A 14756-nucleotide genomic window follows, 5' to 3' on the forward strand; every position below is an offset into this window, starting at 1 on the left:
CCTTGTCTGCATCGGAGGGAACGATGCGGCCGAAGAAGCACAAGACGACGGGATCGAACGATCTGTTCCGGGCTCGGCTCGACCAGATCATCAATATGAAGCACGAGCTGGTTCTGCTCGCCGGCAAGGTCGATTGGGACTGGATCGACGGCGAGATCGCGCCGCTCTACAGCGAGAACGGCAGGCCCGGGATCGAGACGCGCTTCATGATCGGTCTGCTGTTGCTCAAGCACATTTACGGGCTGTCCGATGAGGAGGTGTGCGAGCGCTGGGTCCATGACCCATACTTCCAGTTCTTCACCGGGGAAGAGTTCTTTCAGCACACGTTCCCGCACGAGCGCTCGGACCTGAGCCATTGGCGCAAGCGGCTTGGCGACAAGCTGGAGTTGCTGCTGGCCGAGAGCTTGCGGGTAGCGCACGAGGCCGGTGCATTACGCAGCCAGGACCTCAAGCGGGTTACGGTCGACACCACGGTGCAGCCGAAGGCCATCACCTTTCCGACCGATGCCAAGCTGCTGCATGCGGCCATCAAGGGGCTCAACCGCCTGGCGATCAGGCACGGCGTCAGGCTGCGGCAATCCTATGCTCGCATCGCCAAGGCCGCCGCGATGATGGCCGGCCGCTACGCCCATGCCAAACAGTTCAGGCGGCATCAGCGGCAGTTGCGTATCCTGCGTAGCCGGCTGGGCCGGATCATCCGCGACATCCGCCGCAAGATCGAAGGCCAGCCAGCACTGGAGCAGGCGTTCGCCCTCCCGCTCGGCCGGGCCACGCAGATCCGCTCGCAGCAGCAGCGCCAGCGCGGCTGGAAGCTCTATTCCTTCCATGCCCCGGAAGTGGAGTGCATCGGCAAGGGCAAGGCCAGCGCGCCTTACGAGTTCGGCGTGAAGGCCTCCATCGTCACCAACAACCGCCGGGCTCCCGGTGGCCTGTTCGTGCTGCACGCCAGCGCACTGCCCGACAACCCCTACGACGGTCACACCTTGCGGGACGTCATTGACCGCACCGAGACACTCACCGGCTGTCCGATCGAGCGGGCCTATGTCGACAAGGGATACCGCGGCCACGACGCACAAAATCCCCGTCGCGTCTTCATCTCCGGCCAGAAGCGCGGCGTTTTCGGTGTCATCAAGCGCGAGCTGCGCCGCCGCTCCGCCATCGAGCCCATCATCGGACACCTGAAGGCGGAAGGCCACCTCGGGCGCTGCTACCTCAAAGGCCGCGCCGGCGATGCCGCCAACGTCGTCCTCTCAGCCGTCGGACACAACTTCCGCCGCATCCTCGCCTGGCTGAGATATCTCTTGTGCCTGTTCCTGGCCCAGCTATGGCGCACGCTCGCCCGGCCAGCCTCGATCAATCCGGCTTCTTAACGGACGACTACGAACCCTGCCGCAGCTTCGCCAGCACCTTCAGCCCGCCGTAGCCATCGGCCGGCGCAATCCCGACGCGCTGCTGGAAATCCTTCACCGCCTTCATCGTGTCGTTGCCGACGCGGCCGTCGGTGCCGCCGGTGTCGAAGCCGGCCTTGGTGAGGCGGGTCTGCATCTCCTGCACCTCGGCGAGCGTCAGCGCGCGCTCGGAGCCCGGGAAGGGCTGGATGAAGGGCGGCGCGCCAAGGCAGCGGTCGCCGAGATGGCAGATCGCCAGCGCATAGTTCATCGACGGGTTGTAGCTCTTCACCGAATAGAAATTCGGTCCCAGCAGGAAGGTCGGTCCGCCCGCAACCGGCGTCCATAGTTGCGCGGATGCGTTCGGCTGCGGGAATGGCTGGCCGTCGGCGCGGGTGACGCCGGCCGAGGCCCAGGCGGCATAGGTGCGGCTGCCACTCATGTTGCCGGGCGCGCGCACCTCGTAGCCCCAATGCTCGCCGCGATGCCACTTGCCGCGATTGACGAGATACTTGGCGGTCGAGCCCAGCGCATCGTCGGGTTTGCCGAAGGGCGAGACCTTGCCATCGCCGTCATAGTCGATGCCGACATTGAGCCAGACTTCCGGCATCCATTGCGAATGCCCCATGGCACCGGCCCAGGACCCCTGCATCTGCTCCGGCGTGCTCCAGCCCTTGTCGACGATGCGGAGTGCGTTGATCAGCTCGGTCTCCCAATAGGTCTTGCGGCGCGGCTCGTTCCAGGCGAGCGCAGCGAGCGAGGGAAATACCGGCCGCATGTGGTTCTGCTGCACCAGCGGATCGCCATAGGCGGACTCGACGCCCCACAGCGCCAGCAGCGTGCCGCGCTCGACGCCGAAATCGCGTTCGACGCGCGCGAGCAGCGCCTCGTTGTTCTTCAGCGCGATCTTGCCGTTGATGATGCGCCAGTCGGAAACGCGGCGGTTGATGTACTGCCACACCTGTTCGTTGAACTCCGGCTGATTGCGCATCTGCTTGAACACGCTCATATCAGGCTCGACCCGCGCCATCGCGCGTTGCCAGGTCGCGGCAGAAATGCCCTTCGCCATCGCGCGCGCGCGGAAAGATTCGCGCCATTCGTCGAAGCCTGGAGGCGCGGCGAAGGCGCGTGTCGGAAGTGTGAGCAAGGCAGCTGTGCCGAGCGTCGACTGGAGCAGGGCGCGGCGCGTCGGACGCAATGAGGAATCAAAATGTTTCATGGGCACATTCTAGCCTGAAACATGGCGCGTGTGTGCCGGTTCCTGGAACAGGAAGCGTTGTAACCTGCACGCCCGCGCCCGCCATTTTGATCGGAACAAACTGTCGCAGTCTAGCATTCCCCTCGCATCACACGAGGAGGACGAGATGAGGAAGTATCTGTTTGCCGCCGCCATGGTCACCGCCATCGCGACGCCTGCATTCGCTGACGAAGTCGGCGTTCACGTCGGCCCGGTCGGCGCCGGCGTGACGGTTGGTCAATCCCATGAGTATCGCGAGCGAGATCGCGATCGTGACCGCACTACTGTGATCAAGGAGCGCGAGCCCGCCGACCGGACCACGGTGATCAAGAAGGAAGATGAATTCGGCAATCGCGAGAAGACCGTGATTCATCACGACAACGACTGACGGACCAAGGCCCCGGCGCGATGCCGGGGCCTTCCTGTCGAGCGCTGGACAAATCGAATCGGGGTCGAATGAAGATACACGCGCATGCGGAAAGTCATGTCGTCGAGCTCGACGACGGATCGCAATGGCAGATCTTTCCCGGCGATCTCGCGACCACGCTGAGCTGGAAACCTGAAACCGATCTGCACCTGGAGCCGAGCCGCGACCAGGTGAGTTCGCATCTGCTGGTCAATGCCGCGGATGGAACCCGCGTGCGGGTGATCGCCGCAGGTGAAGCCTGGCCGGACGGCGAGGTCAAGGAATTGCTGAGGGGCGGGTAGCACACATCAGTGTGAGCGGCCGTGCGCCTAATCTTCCTATAACTCGGTCGCGATACCGGTGAGCCAGCGCCGGATCGCAGCCTCCGTCTTGTCATCCAGGCCCCGGGCCAGGCGCTTCTCCAATTCGAGCACGCGCTGTCGGCACGCCTTCAAAAGCGTGGCGCCACGCGGCGTCAACGTCCATTGCTGGATGCGGCCGTGGACTGGATGAGGCGTCATCGTGATGGCACCGTCACGCGCGAGATTGCGAATGATGACGCCGACGGTCTGGGGCGTGAGGAAGGTAAGGCGCGCGACATCGGCTCCCGACAGACCCGGATAGGCATTGAGCATGGTCAGCACCGCGAATTGCGGCGACGTCACCGCGAGATCGGTGAGGGTGCGCTCCATCTTCAGCCGGACGGCGGCATGCGCCTGGCGCAGCAGATAGCCGAGATAGCCTTGCTCGCCACGCTTGCCTTCGCCGGCGGCGGGTACGTGCACAGGGCCGGCGTCGGGGGCGTGGTGGGGAATTTTCGATCTCGTGACGGCTGCGGTCTTGCGTGACATGTAAGAGCTCTTATAAGGTGTAAGCACACTTACAATAAGACGAGGTGAGCCGCAATGTCCCACGCCCGCAGCGAATACGAGGATTTCAAGAAGATCGCGCCGGACGTTTTCGATGTGGTGCTGGCGCTCGGTCAGCTTGCAACCAAGGCCGGTCTCGACAAGCAGCTCATCGAGCTCGTCAAGCTGCGCGCCTCGCAGATCAACGGCTGTGCCTTCTGCGTGCAGCACCACGTCCTGCTGTCGGAACGGATCGGCGTCCCCGTCGACAAGCTCCATCTGGTCGCGGTCTGGCGCGAGGCGCCGATCTTCTCGGCGCGCGAGCGCGCTGCGCTGGCCTGGGCGGAAGCTTTGACGCTGCTACCAGATGGTGTCAGCGACGAGGTCTATTCGGAAGCAAGCCGCGAGTTCTCCGAGAGCGAGCTGACCTACCTGACCTCGGCGATCGCATCGATCAACGTCTGGAACAGGTTTGGTGCGGCCTATCGCTGGACACCGGCCCAGCGGCCGGTCACGGCGAATGCTGCGGCATTGTAATCGCACGAAGGGGAGGTCAGCATGACAGCAATGAATTTGGCCGCAAGCCAGCGCCCGGTGCCCTCGCGCGCATTTGCAATGGCAGCCATCGGAGGGCTCGCCTGCGCGTTCGTGATCGGCAAGGTGCTGCCTGTCACGTTAGACACTGTGTCAGGTGTACTGGCGCCGCTGTGCGCCACGGCTGCGGAGGGCTCGCCGCTCGACAAGGTCGAGCCGATCGGCTCCTACGCGCTGCCGAACGTGCCAGGCAAGCGCGTCACCATCGTGCGCGTGTCCTACGGTCCGGGCGGGTTTTCGCGGCCGCATCGTCATGCAGGCTCGGTGACGGCCTACATCACCAAGGGCGAGATCCGCTCGCAGCTCGGCGGCGGCCCGGTCGAGACGTTCGGCGTCGGCCAGTCGTTCTTCGAGCCGCCCGGCTCGACGCATCTGGTTTCCGCCAATGCCAGCATGACGGAGCCGGCGGAATTGATCGCCGTTTTCGTCGCCGATGAGGGCGCGCAGCTCACGACGTTCCTGGAGTAGGTTGCACTCGTTCGCGATCGCTGGTCAGGTCGGCTGCGATCGCCGCAACAGTTTCCATGCCGGTGAGAGACCGTATTCGACCACCGGAATGGCGATCGCGCCGACAAGCAGCCCAAGCACGCCCGAGATGGCCGCCTCGACCGACCATTCGATGATGCCGCCAACTGAGGGAAGGAGCTGTGCGGCAGCCTCGGTTGCAGCATGGACCGTGTGGCCGATCGCGGGCGGGCCGTATTTTTCGATGCCGTGCAGGATGATGCCGCCGCCGACCCAGATCATGGCGGCAGTGCCGATCGTGCTCAGCACCGCCAGGAAGATGGGCATGCCGCGGACAACCGCGCGTCCGAGCGCGCGTATCGCACCGCCAATGACCGAAGTTCCGTCATAGCGCGCAAGGGCCAAGCCCATATCGTCCGCCTTCACGATCAGGGCCACCACGCCGTAGACCCCGACAGTGATGCAGAGGCCGACCAGGGCCAGGACGAAAGCCTGGGTCCAGATGCTGCCCGGCGGCAAGGCCGCCAGCGTGATCGCCATGATCTCCGCCGACAGGATGAAATCCGTCTTGATCGCGCTCGCGACCTTCTCGTCCTCGACGGAGCGGGCATTCAACGCAATCGGTTGCAGCTGCGCTTCGTGCTGATGCGCATGATGCGGCAGCACCGCTTCGAGCACCTTCTCGGCACCCTCGTAGCAGAGAAAGGCTCCGCCCAGCATCAGCAGCGGCGTGACTGCGGCAGGCAGGAAATAACCAAGCAACAGGGCAGCCGGAAGCAGGACCAGCAATTTATTGCGGAGCGATCCGAGCGCAATCTTGCCGACGATCGGCAGTTCGCGTTTGGAGGCAAATCCGATGACGTAGTTCGGAGTGACGGCTGCGTCATCGATGACGACGCCAGCCGCCTTTGCACCCGCCTTCGCCGCTTGGCTTGCCACATCGTCGAGCGAGGCTGCCGCCACCTTTGCAATCGCCGCGATGTCGTCGAGAAGACCGATCAGTCCGACACTCATCAACCTTATTCCTTTTTCGTTCGAAGCCGGCGGTGTGCGCGACGACACATTGCTGCCCGGCACTGGAACGAGCACGCCGTCAATTGTCCTCGCCGCTCGATCCTTCGCGCAGGTCCGGCTTGATAACGTCGTCCGGCAGCGCGTGTGCCACAGGCTGCGCCGTGACGGCAATCTCCGGACCGACCTCACGGCCGCGGGCGCGGATCAGACGCTCATAGGACGAGACCAGCGTGACGTAGGGGTTGACCCAGATCCAGCCGTCGCGGGTGAACACCTGCACGTCGAAATGCAGGTGCAGCGACGTTCCGGCGGGACGGTCGAGATAATTCGAGACGACGCCGATCTTCTCGCCTTCGGTGACGAGGCGGCCGTTGACGAGGCCATCGGCGTTCATCGCGTGCGGGTTCATGTGCATGTAGCGGAAACGGATGTGCTCGGTGCGGCTGTTGACTTGTAGTGTCGCGGCTTGGTCCTTGGTCGCGCGGATCACGATTGCGTCGCGCACGGCAACGACGCCGCGCTGTTTGGGATCGCAGGGCTCGCGGCCCTCGCCGGGCGGCGGGCAAGCGGCGGCACGGATGTCCTCGCCCTGGTGGCCGTAGCCGCCGGCGCACTGCCACACCTCGAAGCTGCGGGATTCGCAGAAATTGTCGCGCCAGGGATATGACGTCGGGCCGTCGCTCTTGTCGCGCTTGCCGTAGGATTGCGAGCGCACGAAGGCCGGCGCCTTCTCGAGCGGAAAGCGGATCTGCGCATAGGCCATCGCGTCGGGATGGCCGCCCTGCTTGCGATAGCCGGTGTTCGGGATGATGTCGCCGCTCGGGCGATAGCTGAAATCCGGCGAACGCGCCGTGGGGCGATCGATGACGTTGGAGGCGATATCCATCAGCGGCCGCATCCGTTGCCCGCCGGCGACGCGTAGCGCCTTCAGGAAGCGCTCAACCACCGGATAGGCTTCTTTGCAGGCGAGCCGCCGCGGCTTTGCGACGCTATCGAGGCACTGGACCGACACCACATAGACCACGCCGAAACGGGTGAAGGCATAGCGCACATAGCCTTCGCGGATGAACTTGCGCAGGTCCGGATAGGTTGTTGCGAGAGGCTTGACCGGCTCGCCCTTGCCGCCCAAGGGATCGGCGATGTCATAGACGAGCGCCGAGCCCGTGATCTGCACCTCGACGGGCCTTGTGAATACGCGGCTCGGCATGCCGTCGCCGGCACCAGGCTCGAGCGAGAAAGTCGCGCTGTAACCGGCCGGGCCGGCATCGAACATGTCGACGGGATTAAAGTCGGCTTGGTAGCGCGACAGCGCGGGGGGCGCTGGTGCGCCATTGCGTTGCGCCTCGAGATACGCGGCGGCGTCGAACGGCAGCAGCACGGGCACGGGGCTGCGTGCGATGCCGCTGAAGAATTGCGAGGAGACTGCGTTGAGCTGCACCAGCGCAGGCATTGCGCGCGGATCGTAACGCGATACCGAACGGCGGGGCACAAAGATGAAGTCGCCTGCGATCCGGGGACGGCTATTGATCTCAGTGCGGAGCTGGTCGAGCGCTGCGCGCCAATCGACGCGCAGGGCCGTAAGCGATGGGCTGCGAAATTCATCCGCAGCAAGCGGTGTAGCGATGAACGAAAGCAACGCCAGAAGATGCGAGACGAAGCGGAAATGTTTCCCAACCACTGTCTCGCCCCCCGGCGGCACCTGTTGCGATCGCTCTGTTCCCCGTCAGTCCTTGGCGCGCTCGGAGTAGGAACCGTCTTCGGTCATCACCACGATGCGGGTGCCGACCGAGATGTGCGGCGGCACCGTGGTGCGCACGCCGTTGGAGAGCACCGCGGGCTTGTAGGAGGAGGAGGCGGTCTGGCCCTTGGTCACGGGCTCGGTCTCGACCACTTCCAGCGTCACGCGCTGCGGCAGTGCGATCGACACCGGGTTGGTGTCGTGCATCGACAGTTTGACCGTCATGTCCGGCTGAAGATACGCGGCCGCGTCGCCGACGACGTCCTTGGGAACCTGGACCTGGTCATAGGTCTCGGGGTTCATGAAGTGGTAGCCGTCGCCATCTTCATACAGGAAGGTGTAGTTGCGCTCTTCGATCGTGGCCTTTTCGACCTGGTCGGTGGTCTTGTAGCGCTCGGAGATCTTTACCCCGTCCGAGATTCGGCGCATTTCGATCTGGCTGACCGGGGTGCCCTTGCCGGGATGGATGTTCTCGGCGCTCACGACGACATAAAGCTTGCCGTCTTGCTCGATCACGTTGCCCTTGCGAATAGAACTGGCGATGACTCTCAAAGCTGTATTTCCTGCTTGCTTGGCCCGGCACCGGCCAGGACGTGGTCAAATCGATGGGGGACTTGGGGCCTCAAATCGGACCTCGGCGCCCGTTTCGGGCCGCAACATACTGATTTTGCCGTTGGATGCCAGCATTTTGCTGTCCCAAGGGGCGGTCGGGTAATGGTTGGGGACAAGCCGATGTCGCCGTTCTGGTCGCCCGAGCGGCACCTCGATCGGCGGCCCTTCCTCCAGGCGAGGGGGGCCATTACCGCGGCCTTGCGGGGCTTTTTCGTCGAACGGGGCTTCGTCGAGGTCGAAACCTCAATCCTCCAGATCTCCCCGGGCAATGAGACCCATCTGCATGCCCCCAGGACCGACATCATGCGGCCGGACGGCAGCCGCGCCAGCCGATATTTGCGAACCTCGCCCGAATTCGCCTGCAAGAAGCTGCTGGCGGCGGGTGAGGCGCGGATTTTCGAGTTCGCCCGGGTGTTTCGGGACCGTGAGCGGGGCGACCTGCATCTGCCCGAATTCACCATGCTGGAATGGTACCGGGCCGGCGCTCCCTATGACGCCATCATGAACGACACCGTTGCGGTGATCGTCCAGGCTGCGCAGGCGACCGGAATCGGAACTTTCTCGTTCCGAGGCCGGACCGCCGACCCCTTTGCCGAGCCCGAGCTTGTCACGGTCGGGGGCGCCTTCGAGCGGTTCGCCGGCATCGATCTCTTGTCGACAATCTCGGGCGGCGAGGGTAACCGTGCCGCGCTTGCCCAAGCGGCCGGAGGGAAGGTCCGTGTGGCCGAGGACGACACCTGGTCGGACATCTTCAGCAAGGTCCTGGTCGAGCATGTCGAGCCGCATCTGGGGCAGGGGCGTTTGACCATCCTGTTCGAATATCCATCGCCAGAGGCGGCGCTGGCGCGGGTCAAGGCGGACGATGCGCGGGTTGCGGAACGGTTCGAGGTCTATGCCTGTGGCGTCGAGCTTGCCAACGGCTTTGGCGAGCTCACCGATGCCGAGGAGCAGCGCAAGCGCTTCACGGAATCGATGGCGGAAAAGCAGCGCCGCTACGGCGAGGCCTATCCACTCGACGAGGATTTTCTGGCCGCCGTTGCCGCCATGCCGGAGGCGAGCGGTGTCGCGCTCGGCTTCGACCGCCTGGTGATGCTGGCGAGCGGCGCAGCGCGAATTGATCAGGTGGTGTGGACGCCGCCTGCAGGTGAGAGATGACGAAGACCAATCTTGCACGGACATTGCGCGAGCCGGCCGAGCTCGTGGCGGAAGGCCTGGCGCCCGCCGCTGCGCTGCCCGCGCTCGAACGCGTTGCCGCGCGCTATGCGGTGGCGATCACACCTGATCTCATCGAGCTGATCGATGCGACCGATCCCGAGGATCCCATCGCGCGGCAGTTCGTTCCGACCGCGGCCGAGCTCGACATGCAGCCGGGCGAAAATGCCGATCCGATCGGCGATCATCCGCACTCGCCGGTTCCAGGTATCGTGCATCGCTATCCCGATCGCGTGCTGTTCAAGCTCGTTCACGTCTGCGCGGTCTATTGCCGTTTCTGCTTCCGCCGCGAGATGGTCGGGCCCGGCAAGGACAACGCGCTCTCGGACAGCGCCTATCGCGCGGCGATCGACTACATCCGCGCCCACGACGAAATATGGGAAGTGATCCTCACCGGCGGCGATCCGCTGATGCTCTCGCCCCGGCGCATGAGCGAGATCATGGCGGATTTGGCGGCAATCGATCACGTCAAGATCATTCGTCTTCACACCCGCGTTCCCGTGGCCGATCCCGCCCGCGTGAGCGACGAGATGGTCGCCGCGCTCAAGGTCGAGGGCGCCACCACCTGGGTCGCACTGCACGCCAACCACGCGCGGGAGCTGACCGGAGCAGCGCGTGCCGCCTGCGCGCGGCTCGTCGACGCCGGCATTCCCATGGTGAGCCAGTCCGTGCTCTTGCGCGGCGTCAATGACAATGTCGCCGCTCTGTCGGATTTGATGCGAGCTTTCGTCGAATGCCGGATCAAGCCTTATTACCTCCATCACGGCGATCTCGCGCCGGGCACCGCGCATTTGCGAACGACGCTGGCCGAAGGACAGGATTTGATGCAGCAGTTGCGCGGGCGGGTATCGGGGCTGTGTCAGCCCGACTATGTCATCGATATTCCCGGCGGCGCCGGCAAGTCGCCGGTCGGGCCGAATTATGTGTCAGTGACACAAAATACCGCAGCCGATACGCGTGAAGCGGGAGCCGAAACGCGCTATCGTATCGTGGACTATTGCGGCGACGTTCATCTCTATCCGCCCGAAACCTGAGCGGTGCTGGAGCGGACGCCAGTTTGAGAATGGAGAAGCGGACATGAAAAAGATCATGGTGGCTGCATCGCTCGTGATCTTGCTCGGCGGCGCGGCGATTGCGCAGACCGGCGGCTCCAAGGGATCGACGTCCGGCGGCGCGAGCTCCGGAACGGCGTGGCCGGCGCCCGTCGGTCACCGCCAGCCGCGTGCGGCCGACGTGCCGAGCGAGAAGAATTTGAGCAATCCGAACACGCCTGCGAACAAGGAAGATGCCGAGCTCGATCGCAAGATCAAGAGCATCTGCCGCGGCTGCTAGGCGGTGACAATGCGGACGGGCGCGACAGCGTCGCCCCGCCCGCAATGACTTCAGCTAGGCCGATCGCTCGTGCAGCCCTGCGCGCTGGCTGTTGCGGCGGATCTCGACCGCGTCGGCGAGCTGCTCGAGCGTTGTCGCCGTCGTTGCCCAGTCGATGCAGCCGTCGGTGATGCTCTGCCCATAGGTGAGAAGCTTGCCCGGCACCACGTCCTGCCTGCCGGCGATGAGATTGCTCTCGATCATCACGCCCATGATGCGGCTCTCGCCTCCGGCGATCTGACCGGAAATGTCGGTCATCACCTTCGGCTGGTTCTCCGGCTTCTTGCTCGAATTGGCATGGCTTGCATCGACCATCACGAGCGGCGCGACGCCAGACTTGGTCAGCTCGTTGCACGCCGCCGCAACGCTCGCTGCGTCGTAGTTCGGCTTGCTGCCGCCGCGCAGGATGATGTGGCAGTCCTCGTTGCCAGCGGTGGAGGCAATCGCCGAACGGCCAAGCTTGGTCACCGCCATGAAATGATGCGGATGCGAGGCCGACTTCACGGCGTCCGCCGCGATCCGCACATTGCCGTCGGTGCCGTTCTTGAAGCCGACCGGGCAGGACAGGCCCGACGCCAGCTCGCGATGGATCTGGCTCTCGGTCGTGCGCGCGCCGATCGCGGCCCATGACACGAGGTCCGCGATGTATTGCGGCGTGGTCATATCAAGGAATTCGGTGCCGGCCGGCAGGCCGAGATTGTTCACGGCCGAGAGCACATTGCGCGCGAGCCGCAAGCCCTTGTTGATGTCGAAGCTGCCGTCGAGATGGGGATCGTTGATCAGGCCCTTCCAGCCGACCGTGGTACGCGGCTTCTCGAAATAGACCCGCATCACGATCTCGAGCTGGTCGGCCAGGTCCTCGCGCAGTTTTGCCAGGCGCTCGGCGTAGTCGAGCGCGGCCTTGGGATCGTGCACCGAGCACGGGCCCACCACGACCAGCAGGCGGTCGTCCTGGCCGGTGAGGATGGCGTGGATGGCGTTGCGCGCCGCCATCACCACGCGTGTCGCGGTAAGCGTACGCGGGACTTCGCGCATCACCTCTTCCGGCGTGCTCAGCTCTTTCAGTTCGCGGATACGAAGATCGTCTGTCGTGCTCAGCACGGCGGGCTCCTGTTTGTTTCGAACCTGCCGGCAACAAAAAAGCCGCCAGGTCTGGCGGCTTGTTTGGACGTCTGCTTCAATTTTCAGATTGAGCGCGATCCTCCTGCCGCCAGCAAGCTGTCGTAGCTAAAGTACCAAAAATAGCTGGTGGCGACGGTGATCATGGTAGCGCATATAGCGTGCCGTTGACGCCTTGTCACCCCCCAAACCGCTTGAGAGGCGACGAGCGGTCTCAGGTGTTGCTTTTGCGCGCCGCCAAAGCCATGCCGATCAGGGTCGCGCCGCCGAACAGCAGGTTGATACCGACGAGGACGCCGATTGCCCATTCCGCGGAGCTCGGCAGGCCCGCGATCACCAGGAACGAGATCGCGATATCGACGAGGCCCGAGATCAGAAGCCACGACCACCGGCTGCTCAGCTGGCGGCGATGCTCCAGCGCGTACATGATGGTGGCGATGCCTTCGGCAAGGAAATAGGCGGCGAGCACGATGGTCAGCGTCAGGACCGCCTGTATCGGTCGGGCCAGCAGAATTCCGCCGGCGAGCACCGCGAGCGCAGCGGAGATCAGCGACCACCAGAAGCCCGGCGTGCTGCGCGCCCAATAGGTCACGATCAGTCCGCCGATGCCGCTGATCAGGAACATCCAGCCGAGGAAGATCGCCGTTGCAAGACTGGCGAGCGGCGGCAGGATCAGCGCGGCAATGCCGAGGACGGCGAGCAGGATGCCTTCGAACAGAAAGGCCTTCCAATGCGCCTTGACCGCCTGGCTCATCTTGGATTGCAGGCGGGAAAATTCCTCGGGCGATGTCATGGTCTGGCTCCGGATCGAGAAGACTACGTCCAATCTGGTCGGCCCATGGCGCGCTTGCCATGCGGAGGATCAACTGCTGCCGGGCGCCGACGAAAAACCTTCGGCACTGGTGCGGATGCGGTTGCGGCCCAGAATATAGATCGCCGTCGTGACAATAAGAAGCGCAAGGCCGAGCAGGATAGAGACGAAGCCGATCGGGATCAGCGCCAGCGTGAGGTTGCGCTCGGGATTGATCAGCCAGTGATGGATCGAGGTCAGCACGAAGGCGAGGCCGAGAAAGCTGACGCCGCCGCCGGCGAGCAGCAGCGCCCACATCCTGCGCAACTGACTGAGTCGCTCGCGGGCGACGTCGGTCCGGGGCGCGTGATGGCGCGCGACGCGCCGGACGAGGCGAATGGCGAAGGCGATCGAGCTGAAGCCGATCAACAGGCTCGCCGCGCCCAGCCACATCCGGAGCGTCGGGTCGAGATCCGGCATGCGCTGAAGCGTCAGCAGCGGGAAGTCGAACGCCGAATGTAGGGCGAGCGGGCCCGCGAAGATCAGCAGGCGGCTGGACAGGCGGGCCCAATCGCGATTGTGGCGGTTGGCGCCCAGCGCGGTGCCGGCCCGGGCAATGGTGAGGTAGGCGCCGGCGATGATGCCGAGCGCGCCGTGGAACGGCACCGTCAGCACGCTGCGCAGGGCCGCTAGCGAGCGCCACATGTCGGCATGATGCACGAGGTAAGCGAGGTTTTCGTAGGCGGCGAAGCCGAGGCCGACGGCCGCGCCATAGACCACGGTGTCCATCGGATTGGCAAAGGTCCGCCGCTTGGTCGAGGAGATCAGGACGATGGCGATCACCTTGACGGCTTCCTCCGGCAGGGCGACGCCGAAGACCGAATGCATGGCGAGCGCCGCCCAGGGGTCGTCGGGCGCTGCAACCATCTTGGCGAAGGGGGCGCGGGCGATGCCCAAGAGCGAAATGCTGGCAGCTCCAAGCAGGAAGGCGGTCCAAACCTGCGCGGGCGGGCCAGGGCGCTCCTCGGCAGCGATGACGAGCCACAATATCAGCAGCGCCGGGGCGATGGCGGCAGTTCCGATGACGGTGGGTAACGCTTCAATCAGGTACATCGGCGCCGAAAATAGGTTCCCTTGATCCGCTAATCTACGTCTACCGATGCGACCATGTGTCATGCGGATGCTGTCGCCTCGCTTAATGAGCGCAACAGCTGGCATTCATCAGGGCTGCCAAATGTAGAACAAGAGCGCAATCAATTGCATGCCATCACCAATTCGCCTTCGATGGCAAGAGTCATCCCCCGCTTCGTTGGAAGCGCGTTTCATAAGCCGCATCAATAGAATGTACGGAGATTCTTCAGTCCCGGTGCAGTCGGCTGGCTCAGATGGGGCCAGAAACCGGGACTTACGGTCCGGACGGCCAGCAGCCATCTCGAACGGCCTAATCACGCTTCATTGTGGACCGTGTGCGAGTGGATGCGGTCCGGCGGGTCCGCGCCTGCTCGATCTGCCAGAAGACGCGTACGAGACACGTCCCCAGGCACAGCACTATGAGCAGGAGCAGTACGGCTTGGTCGACGGCGGGGATGTGCATCATGGCGGTGATAAAGCACAGCCCATGCCACACGTTCCCTGCGGCCGTGCGCTCAGTGGGTGGTGAACGGCGATGGTCCGCCGGGGGCGATATCGAAGGCTCCGAGATGGAATTCCTCGCCGACGGCCTCGTGCGGTTCGGGATCCTGCAGGAGCGTGAACGCGGCCTGCGGATATTGCTTCCAGATCTCGAGGTCGTCGGCGGTAATGGTGAGCCAACCGAAGGTGTAGATGTAGCGTCCGGGCTCGGTGACCCGGCCGACCCTGTCCCAGGTGATCTTATCAACTGTGGTCTTGTCGACTGCCATTCGGTCCCCCGATCGCAAGTCTGCAGGGGCAAAAGCTGACCCGGCAATGGGGCCGCTATAG

At 64.3% G+C, this 14756-nt stretch carries 17 protein-coding genes; 8 read left to right on the forward strand and 9 right to left on the reverse strand.

The window, feature by feature from the left end:
- Window positions 1-23: 23 nt before the first annotated feature.
- Window positions 24-1370, forward strand: a complete 1347-nt coding sequence (locus LPJ38_RS23805) for an IS5-like element ISBj5_B family transposase (RefSeq protein ID WP_011084757.1) — start codon at window positions 24-26, stop codon at window positions 1368-1370.
- Between the two features lie 7 nt (window positions 1371-1377).
- Here LPJ38_RS23805 and LPJ38_RS23810 read toward each other — a convergent pair whose 3' ends face one another.
- Window positions 1378-2607 (reverse strand): lytic murein transglycosylase, encoded by a 1230-nt coding sequence (locus LPJ38_RS23810; protein ID WP_145633322.1) that lies wholly within the window; start codon window positions 2605-2607, stop codon window positions 1378-1380.
- Between the two features lie 145 nt (window positions 2608-2752).
- On the opposite strand from LPJ38_RS23810, the gene LPJ38_RS23815 reads away from it, so the two are divergent.
- Both LPJ38_RS23815 and LPJ38_RS23820 read left to right on the forward strand, forming a co-directional pair.
- Window positions 2753-3013 carry a hypothetical protein gene (locus LPJ38_RS23815; protein ID WP_060735990.1) on the forward strand — a complete coding sequence of 87 codons (261 nt, stop codon included), beginning with the start codon at window positions 2753-2755 and terminating at the stop codon, window positions 3011-3013.
- A 68-nt stretch (window positions 3014-3081) separates the two neighbouring features.
- Window positions 3082-3333 carry a hypothetical protein gene (locus LPJ38_RS23820; protein WP_145633325.1) on the forward strand — a complete coding sequence of 84 codons (252 nt, stop codon included), beginning with the start codon at window positions 3082-3084 and terminating at the stop codon, window positions 3331-3333.
- 36 nt (window positions 3334-3369) lie between these two features.
- On the opposite strand, the gene LPJ38_RS23825 is transcribed toward LPJ38_RS23820, so the two are convergent.
- Entirely contained in the window at window positions 3370-3882 is a 513-nt protein-coding gene (locus tag LPJ38_RS23825) for a MarR family winged helix-turn-helix transcriptional regulator (RefSeq protein WP_145633328.1), read from the reverse strand.
- Window positions 3883-3936: 54 nt separating this feature from the next.
- On the opposite strand from LPJ38_RS23825, the gene LPJ38_RS23830 reads away from it, so the two are divergent.
- Both LPJ38_RS23830 and LPJ38_RS23835 read left to right on the forward strand, forming a co-directional pair.
- The gene (locus LPJ38_RS23830; RefSeq protein ID WP_145633330.1) at window positions 3937-4416 is read left to right on the forward strand and encodes a carboxymuconolactone decarboxylase family protein; all 480 of its coding nucleotides are present in this window, start codon (window positions 3937-3939) and stop codon (window positions 4414-4416) included.
- Between the two features lie 21 nt (window positions 4417-4437).
- Window positions 4438-4941, forward strand: coding sequence for a cupin domain-containing protein (locus LPJ38_RS23835; protein WP_145633333.1), 504 nt, complete (start codon window positions 4438-4440; stop codon window positions 4939-4941).
- 24 nt (window positions 4942-4965) lie between these two features.
- On the opposite strand, the gene LPJ38_RS23840 is transcribed toward LPJ38_RS23835, so the two are convergent.
- From LPJ38_RS23840 to efp, 3 genes are all read right to left on the reverse strand, one after another.
- Window positions 4966-5952, reverse strand: a complete 987-nt coding sequence (locus LPJ38_RS23840) for a DUF808 domain-containing protein (protein WP_145633336.1) — start codon at window positions 5950-5952, stop codon at window positions 4966-4968.
- 79 nt (window positions 5953-6031) lie between these two features.
- Window positions 6032-7651 (reverse strand): DUF4397 domain-containing protein, encoded by a 1620-nt coding sequence (locus LPJ38_RS23845; protein WP_145633339.1) that lies wholly within the window; start codon window positions 7649-7651, stop codon window positions 6032-6034.
- Window positions 7652-7675: 24 nt separating this feature from the next.
- A complete protein-coding gene (efp, locus tag LPJ38_RS23850) occupies window positions 7676-8242 on the reverse strand; it encodes an elongation factor P (protein ID WP_008558737.1) in 567 nt (188 codons plus the stop codon).
- A gap of 162 nt (window positions 8243-8404) precedes the next feature.
- On the opposite strand from efp, the gene epmA reads away from it, so the two are divergent.
- Genes epmA through LPJ38_RS23865 form a run of 3 tightly spaced genes read left to right on the forward strand, consistent with a single transcriptional unit; the run spans window position 8405 to window position 10846 of the window.
- Window positions 8405-9457, forward strand: a complete 1053-nt coding sequence (gene epmA / locus LPJ38_RS23855; RefSeq protein WP_145633342.1) for an EF-P lysine aminoacylase EpmA — start codon at window positions 8405-8407, stop codon at window positions 9455-9457.
- The gene (locus LPJ38_RS23860) at window positions 9454-10548 is read left to right on the forward strand and encodes a lysine-2,3-aminomutase-like protein (protein WP_145633345.1); all 1095 of its coding nucleotides are present in this window, start codon (window positions 9454-9456) and stop codon (window positions 10546-10548) included. Before epmA ends, LPJ38_RS23860 begins: the two co-directional genes overlap by 4 nt.
- A gap of 43 nt (window positions 10549-10591) precedes the next feature.
- The gene (locus LPJ38_RS23865; RefSeq protein WP_145633348.1) at window positions 10592-10846 is read left to right on the forward strand and encodes a hypothetical protein; all 255 of its coding nucleotides are present in this window, start codon (window positions 10592-10594) and stop codon (window positions 10844-10846) included.
- 54 nt (window positions 10847-10900) lie between these two features.
- Here LPJ38_RS23865 and LPJ38_RS23870 read toward each other — a convergent pair whose 3' ends face one another.
- The 4 genes from LPJ38_RS23870 to LPJ38_RS23885 form a co-directional block, all read right to left on the reverse strand.
- Window positions 10901-11986, reverse strand: coding sequence for a 3-deoxy-7-phosphoheptulonate synthase (locus LPJ38_RS23870; protein WP_145633350.1), 1086 nt, complete (start codon window positions 11984-11986; stop codon window positions 10901-10903).
- A 232-nt stretch (window positions 11987-12218) separates the two neighbouring features.
- On the reverse strand, window positions 12219-12797 hold the full coding sequence (locus LPJ38_RS23875; RefSeq protein WP_145633353.1) for an HdeD family acid-resistance protein: 579 nt from the start codon (window positions 12795-12797) through the stop codon (window positions 12219-12221).
- 69 nt (window positions 12798-12866) lie between these two features.
- Entirely contained in the window at window positions 12867-13907 is a 1041-nt protein-coding gene (locus LPJ38_RS23880) for a PrsW family glutamic-type intramembrane protease (protein WP_145633356.1), read from the reverse strand.
- Between the two features lie 533 nt (window positions 13908-14440).
- On the reverse strand, window positions 14441-14695 hold the full coding sequence (locus tag LPJ38_RS23885) for a hypothetical protein (protein WP_008558775.1): 255 nt from the start codon (window positions 14693-14695) through the stop codon (window positions 14441-14443).
- Window positions 14696-14756: the final 61 nt, after the last annotated feature.

The sequence above is a fragment of the Bradyrhizobium daqingense genome, assembly GCF_021044685.1.
Lineage (GTDB): Bacteria > Pseudomonadota > Alphaproteobacteria > Rhizobiales > Xanthobacteraceae > Bradyrhizobium > Bradyrhizobium daqingense.

What these genes read in the sequence shown, in the direction of transcription:
- LPJ38_RS23865 (WP_145633348.1), top strand. Translation starts at nt 10,592, where the DNA reads ATGAAAAAGATCATGGTGGCTGCATCGCTCGTGATCTTGCTCGGCGGC.
- LPJ38_RS23885 (WP_008558775.1), bottom strand. Translation starts at nt 14,695, where the DNA reads ATGGCAGTCGACAAGACCACAGTTGATAAGATCACCTGGGACAGGGTC.
- LPJ38_RS23830 (WP_145633330.1), top strand. Translation starts at nt 3,937, where the DNA reads ATGTCCCACGCCCGCAGCGAATACGAGGATTTCAAGAAGATCGCGCCG.
- LPJ38_RS23810 (WP_145633322.1), bottom strand. Translation starts at nt 2,607, where the DNA reads ATGAAACATTTTGATTCCTCATTGCGTCCGACGCGCCGCGCCCTGCTC.
- LPJ38_RS23860 (WP_145633345.1), top strand. Translation starts at nt 9,454, where the DNA reads ATGACGAAGACCAATCTTGCACGGACATTGCGCGAGCCGGCCGAGCTC.
- LPJ38_RS23805 (WP_011084757.1), top strand. Translation starts at nt 24, where the DNA reads ATGCGGCCGAAGAAGCACAAGACGACGGGATCGAACGATCTGTTCCGG.
- LPJ38_RS23835 (WP_145633333.1), top strand. Translation starts at nt 4,438, where the DNA reads ATGACAGCAATGAATTTGGCCGCAAGCCAGCGCCCGGTGCCCTCGCGC.
- LPJ38_RS23840 (WP_145633336.1), bottom strand. Translation starts at nt 5,952, where the DNA reads ATGAGTGTCGGACTGATCGGTCTTCTCGACGACATCGCGGCGATTGCA.
- epmA (WP_145633342.1), top strand. Translation starts at nt 8,405, where the DNA reads ATGGTTGGGGACAAGCCGATGTCGCCGTTCTGGTCGCCCGAGCGGCAC.
- LPJ38_RS23820 (WP_145633325.1), top strand. Translation starts at nt 3,082, where the DNA reads ATGAAGATACACGCGCATGCGGAAAGTCATGTCGTCGAGCTCGACGAC.
- LPJ38_RS23825 (WP_145633328.1), bottom strand. Translation starts at nt 3,882, where the DNA reads ATGTCACGCAAGACCGCAGCCGTCACGAGATCGAAAATTCCCCACCAC.
- LPJ38_RS23815 (WP_060735990.1), top strand. Translation starts at nt 2,753, where the DNA reads ATGAGGAAGTATCTGTTTGCCGCCGCCATGGTCACCGCCATCGCGACG.
- LPJ38_RS23875 (WP_145633353.1), bottom strand. Translation starts at nt 12,797, where the DNA reads ATGACATCGCCCGAGGAATTTTCCCGCCTGCAATCCAAGATGAGCCAG.
- LPJ38_RS23880 (WP_145633356.1), bottom strand. Translation starts at nt 13,907, where the DNA reads ATGTACCTGATTGAAGCGTTACCCACCGTCATCGGAACTGCCGCCATC.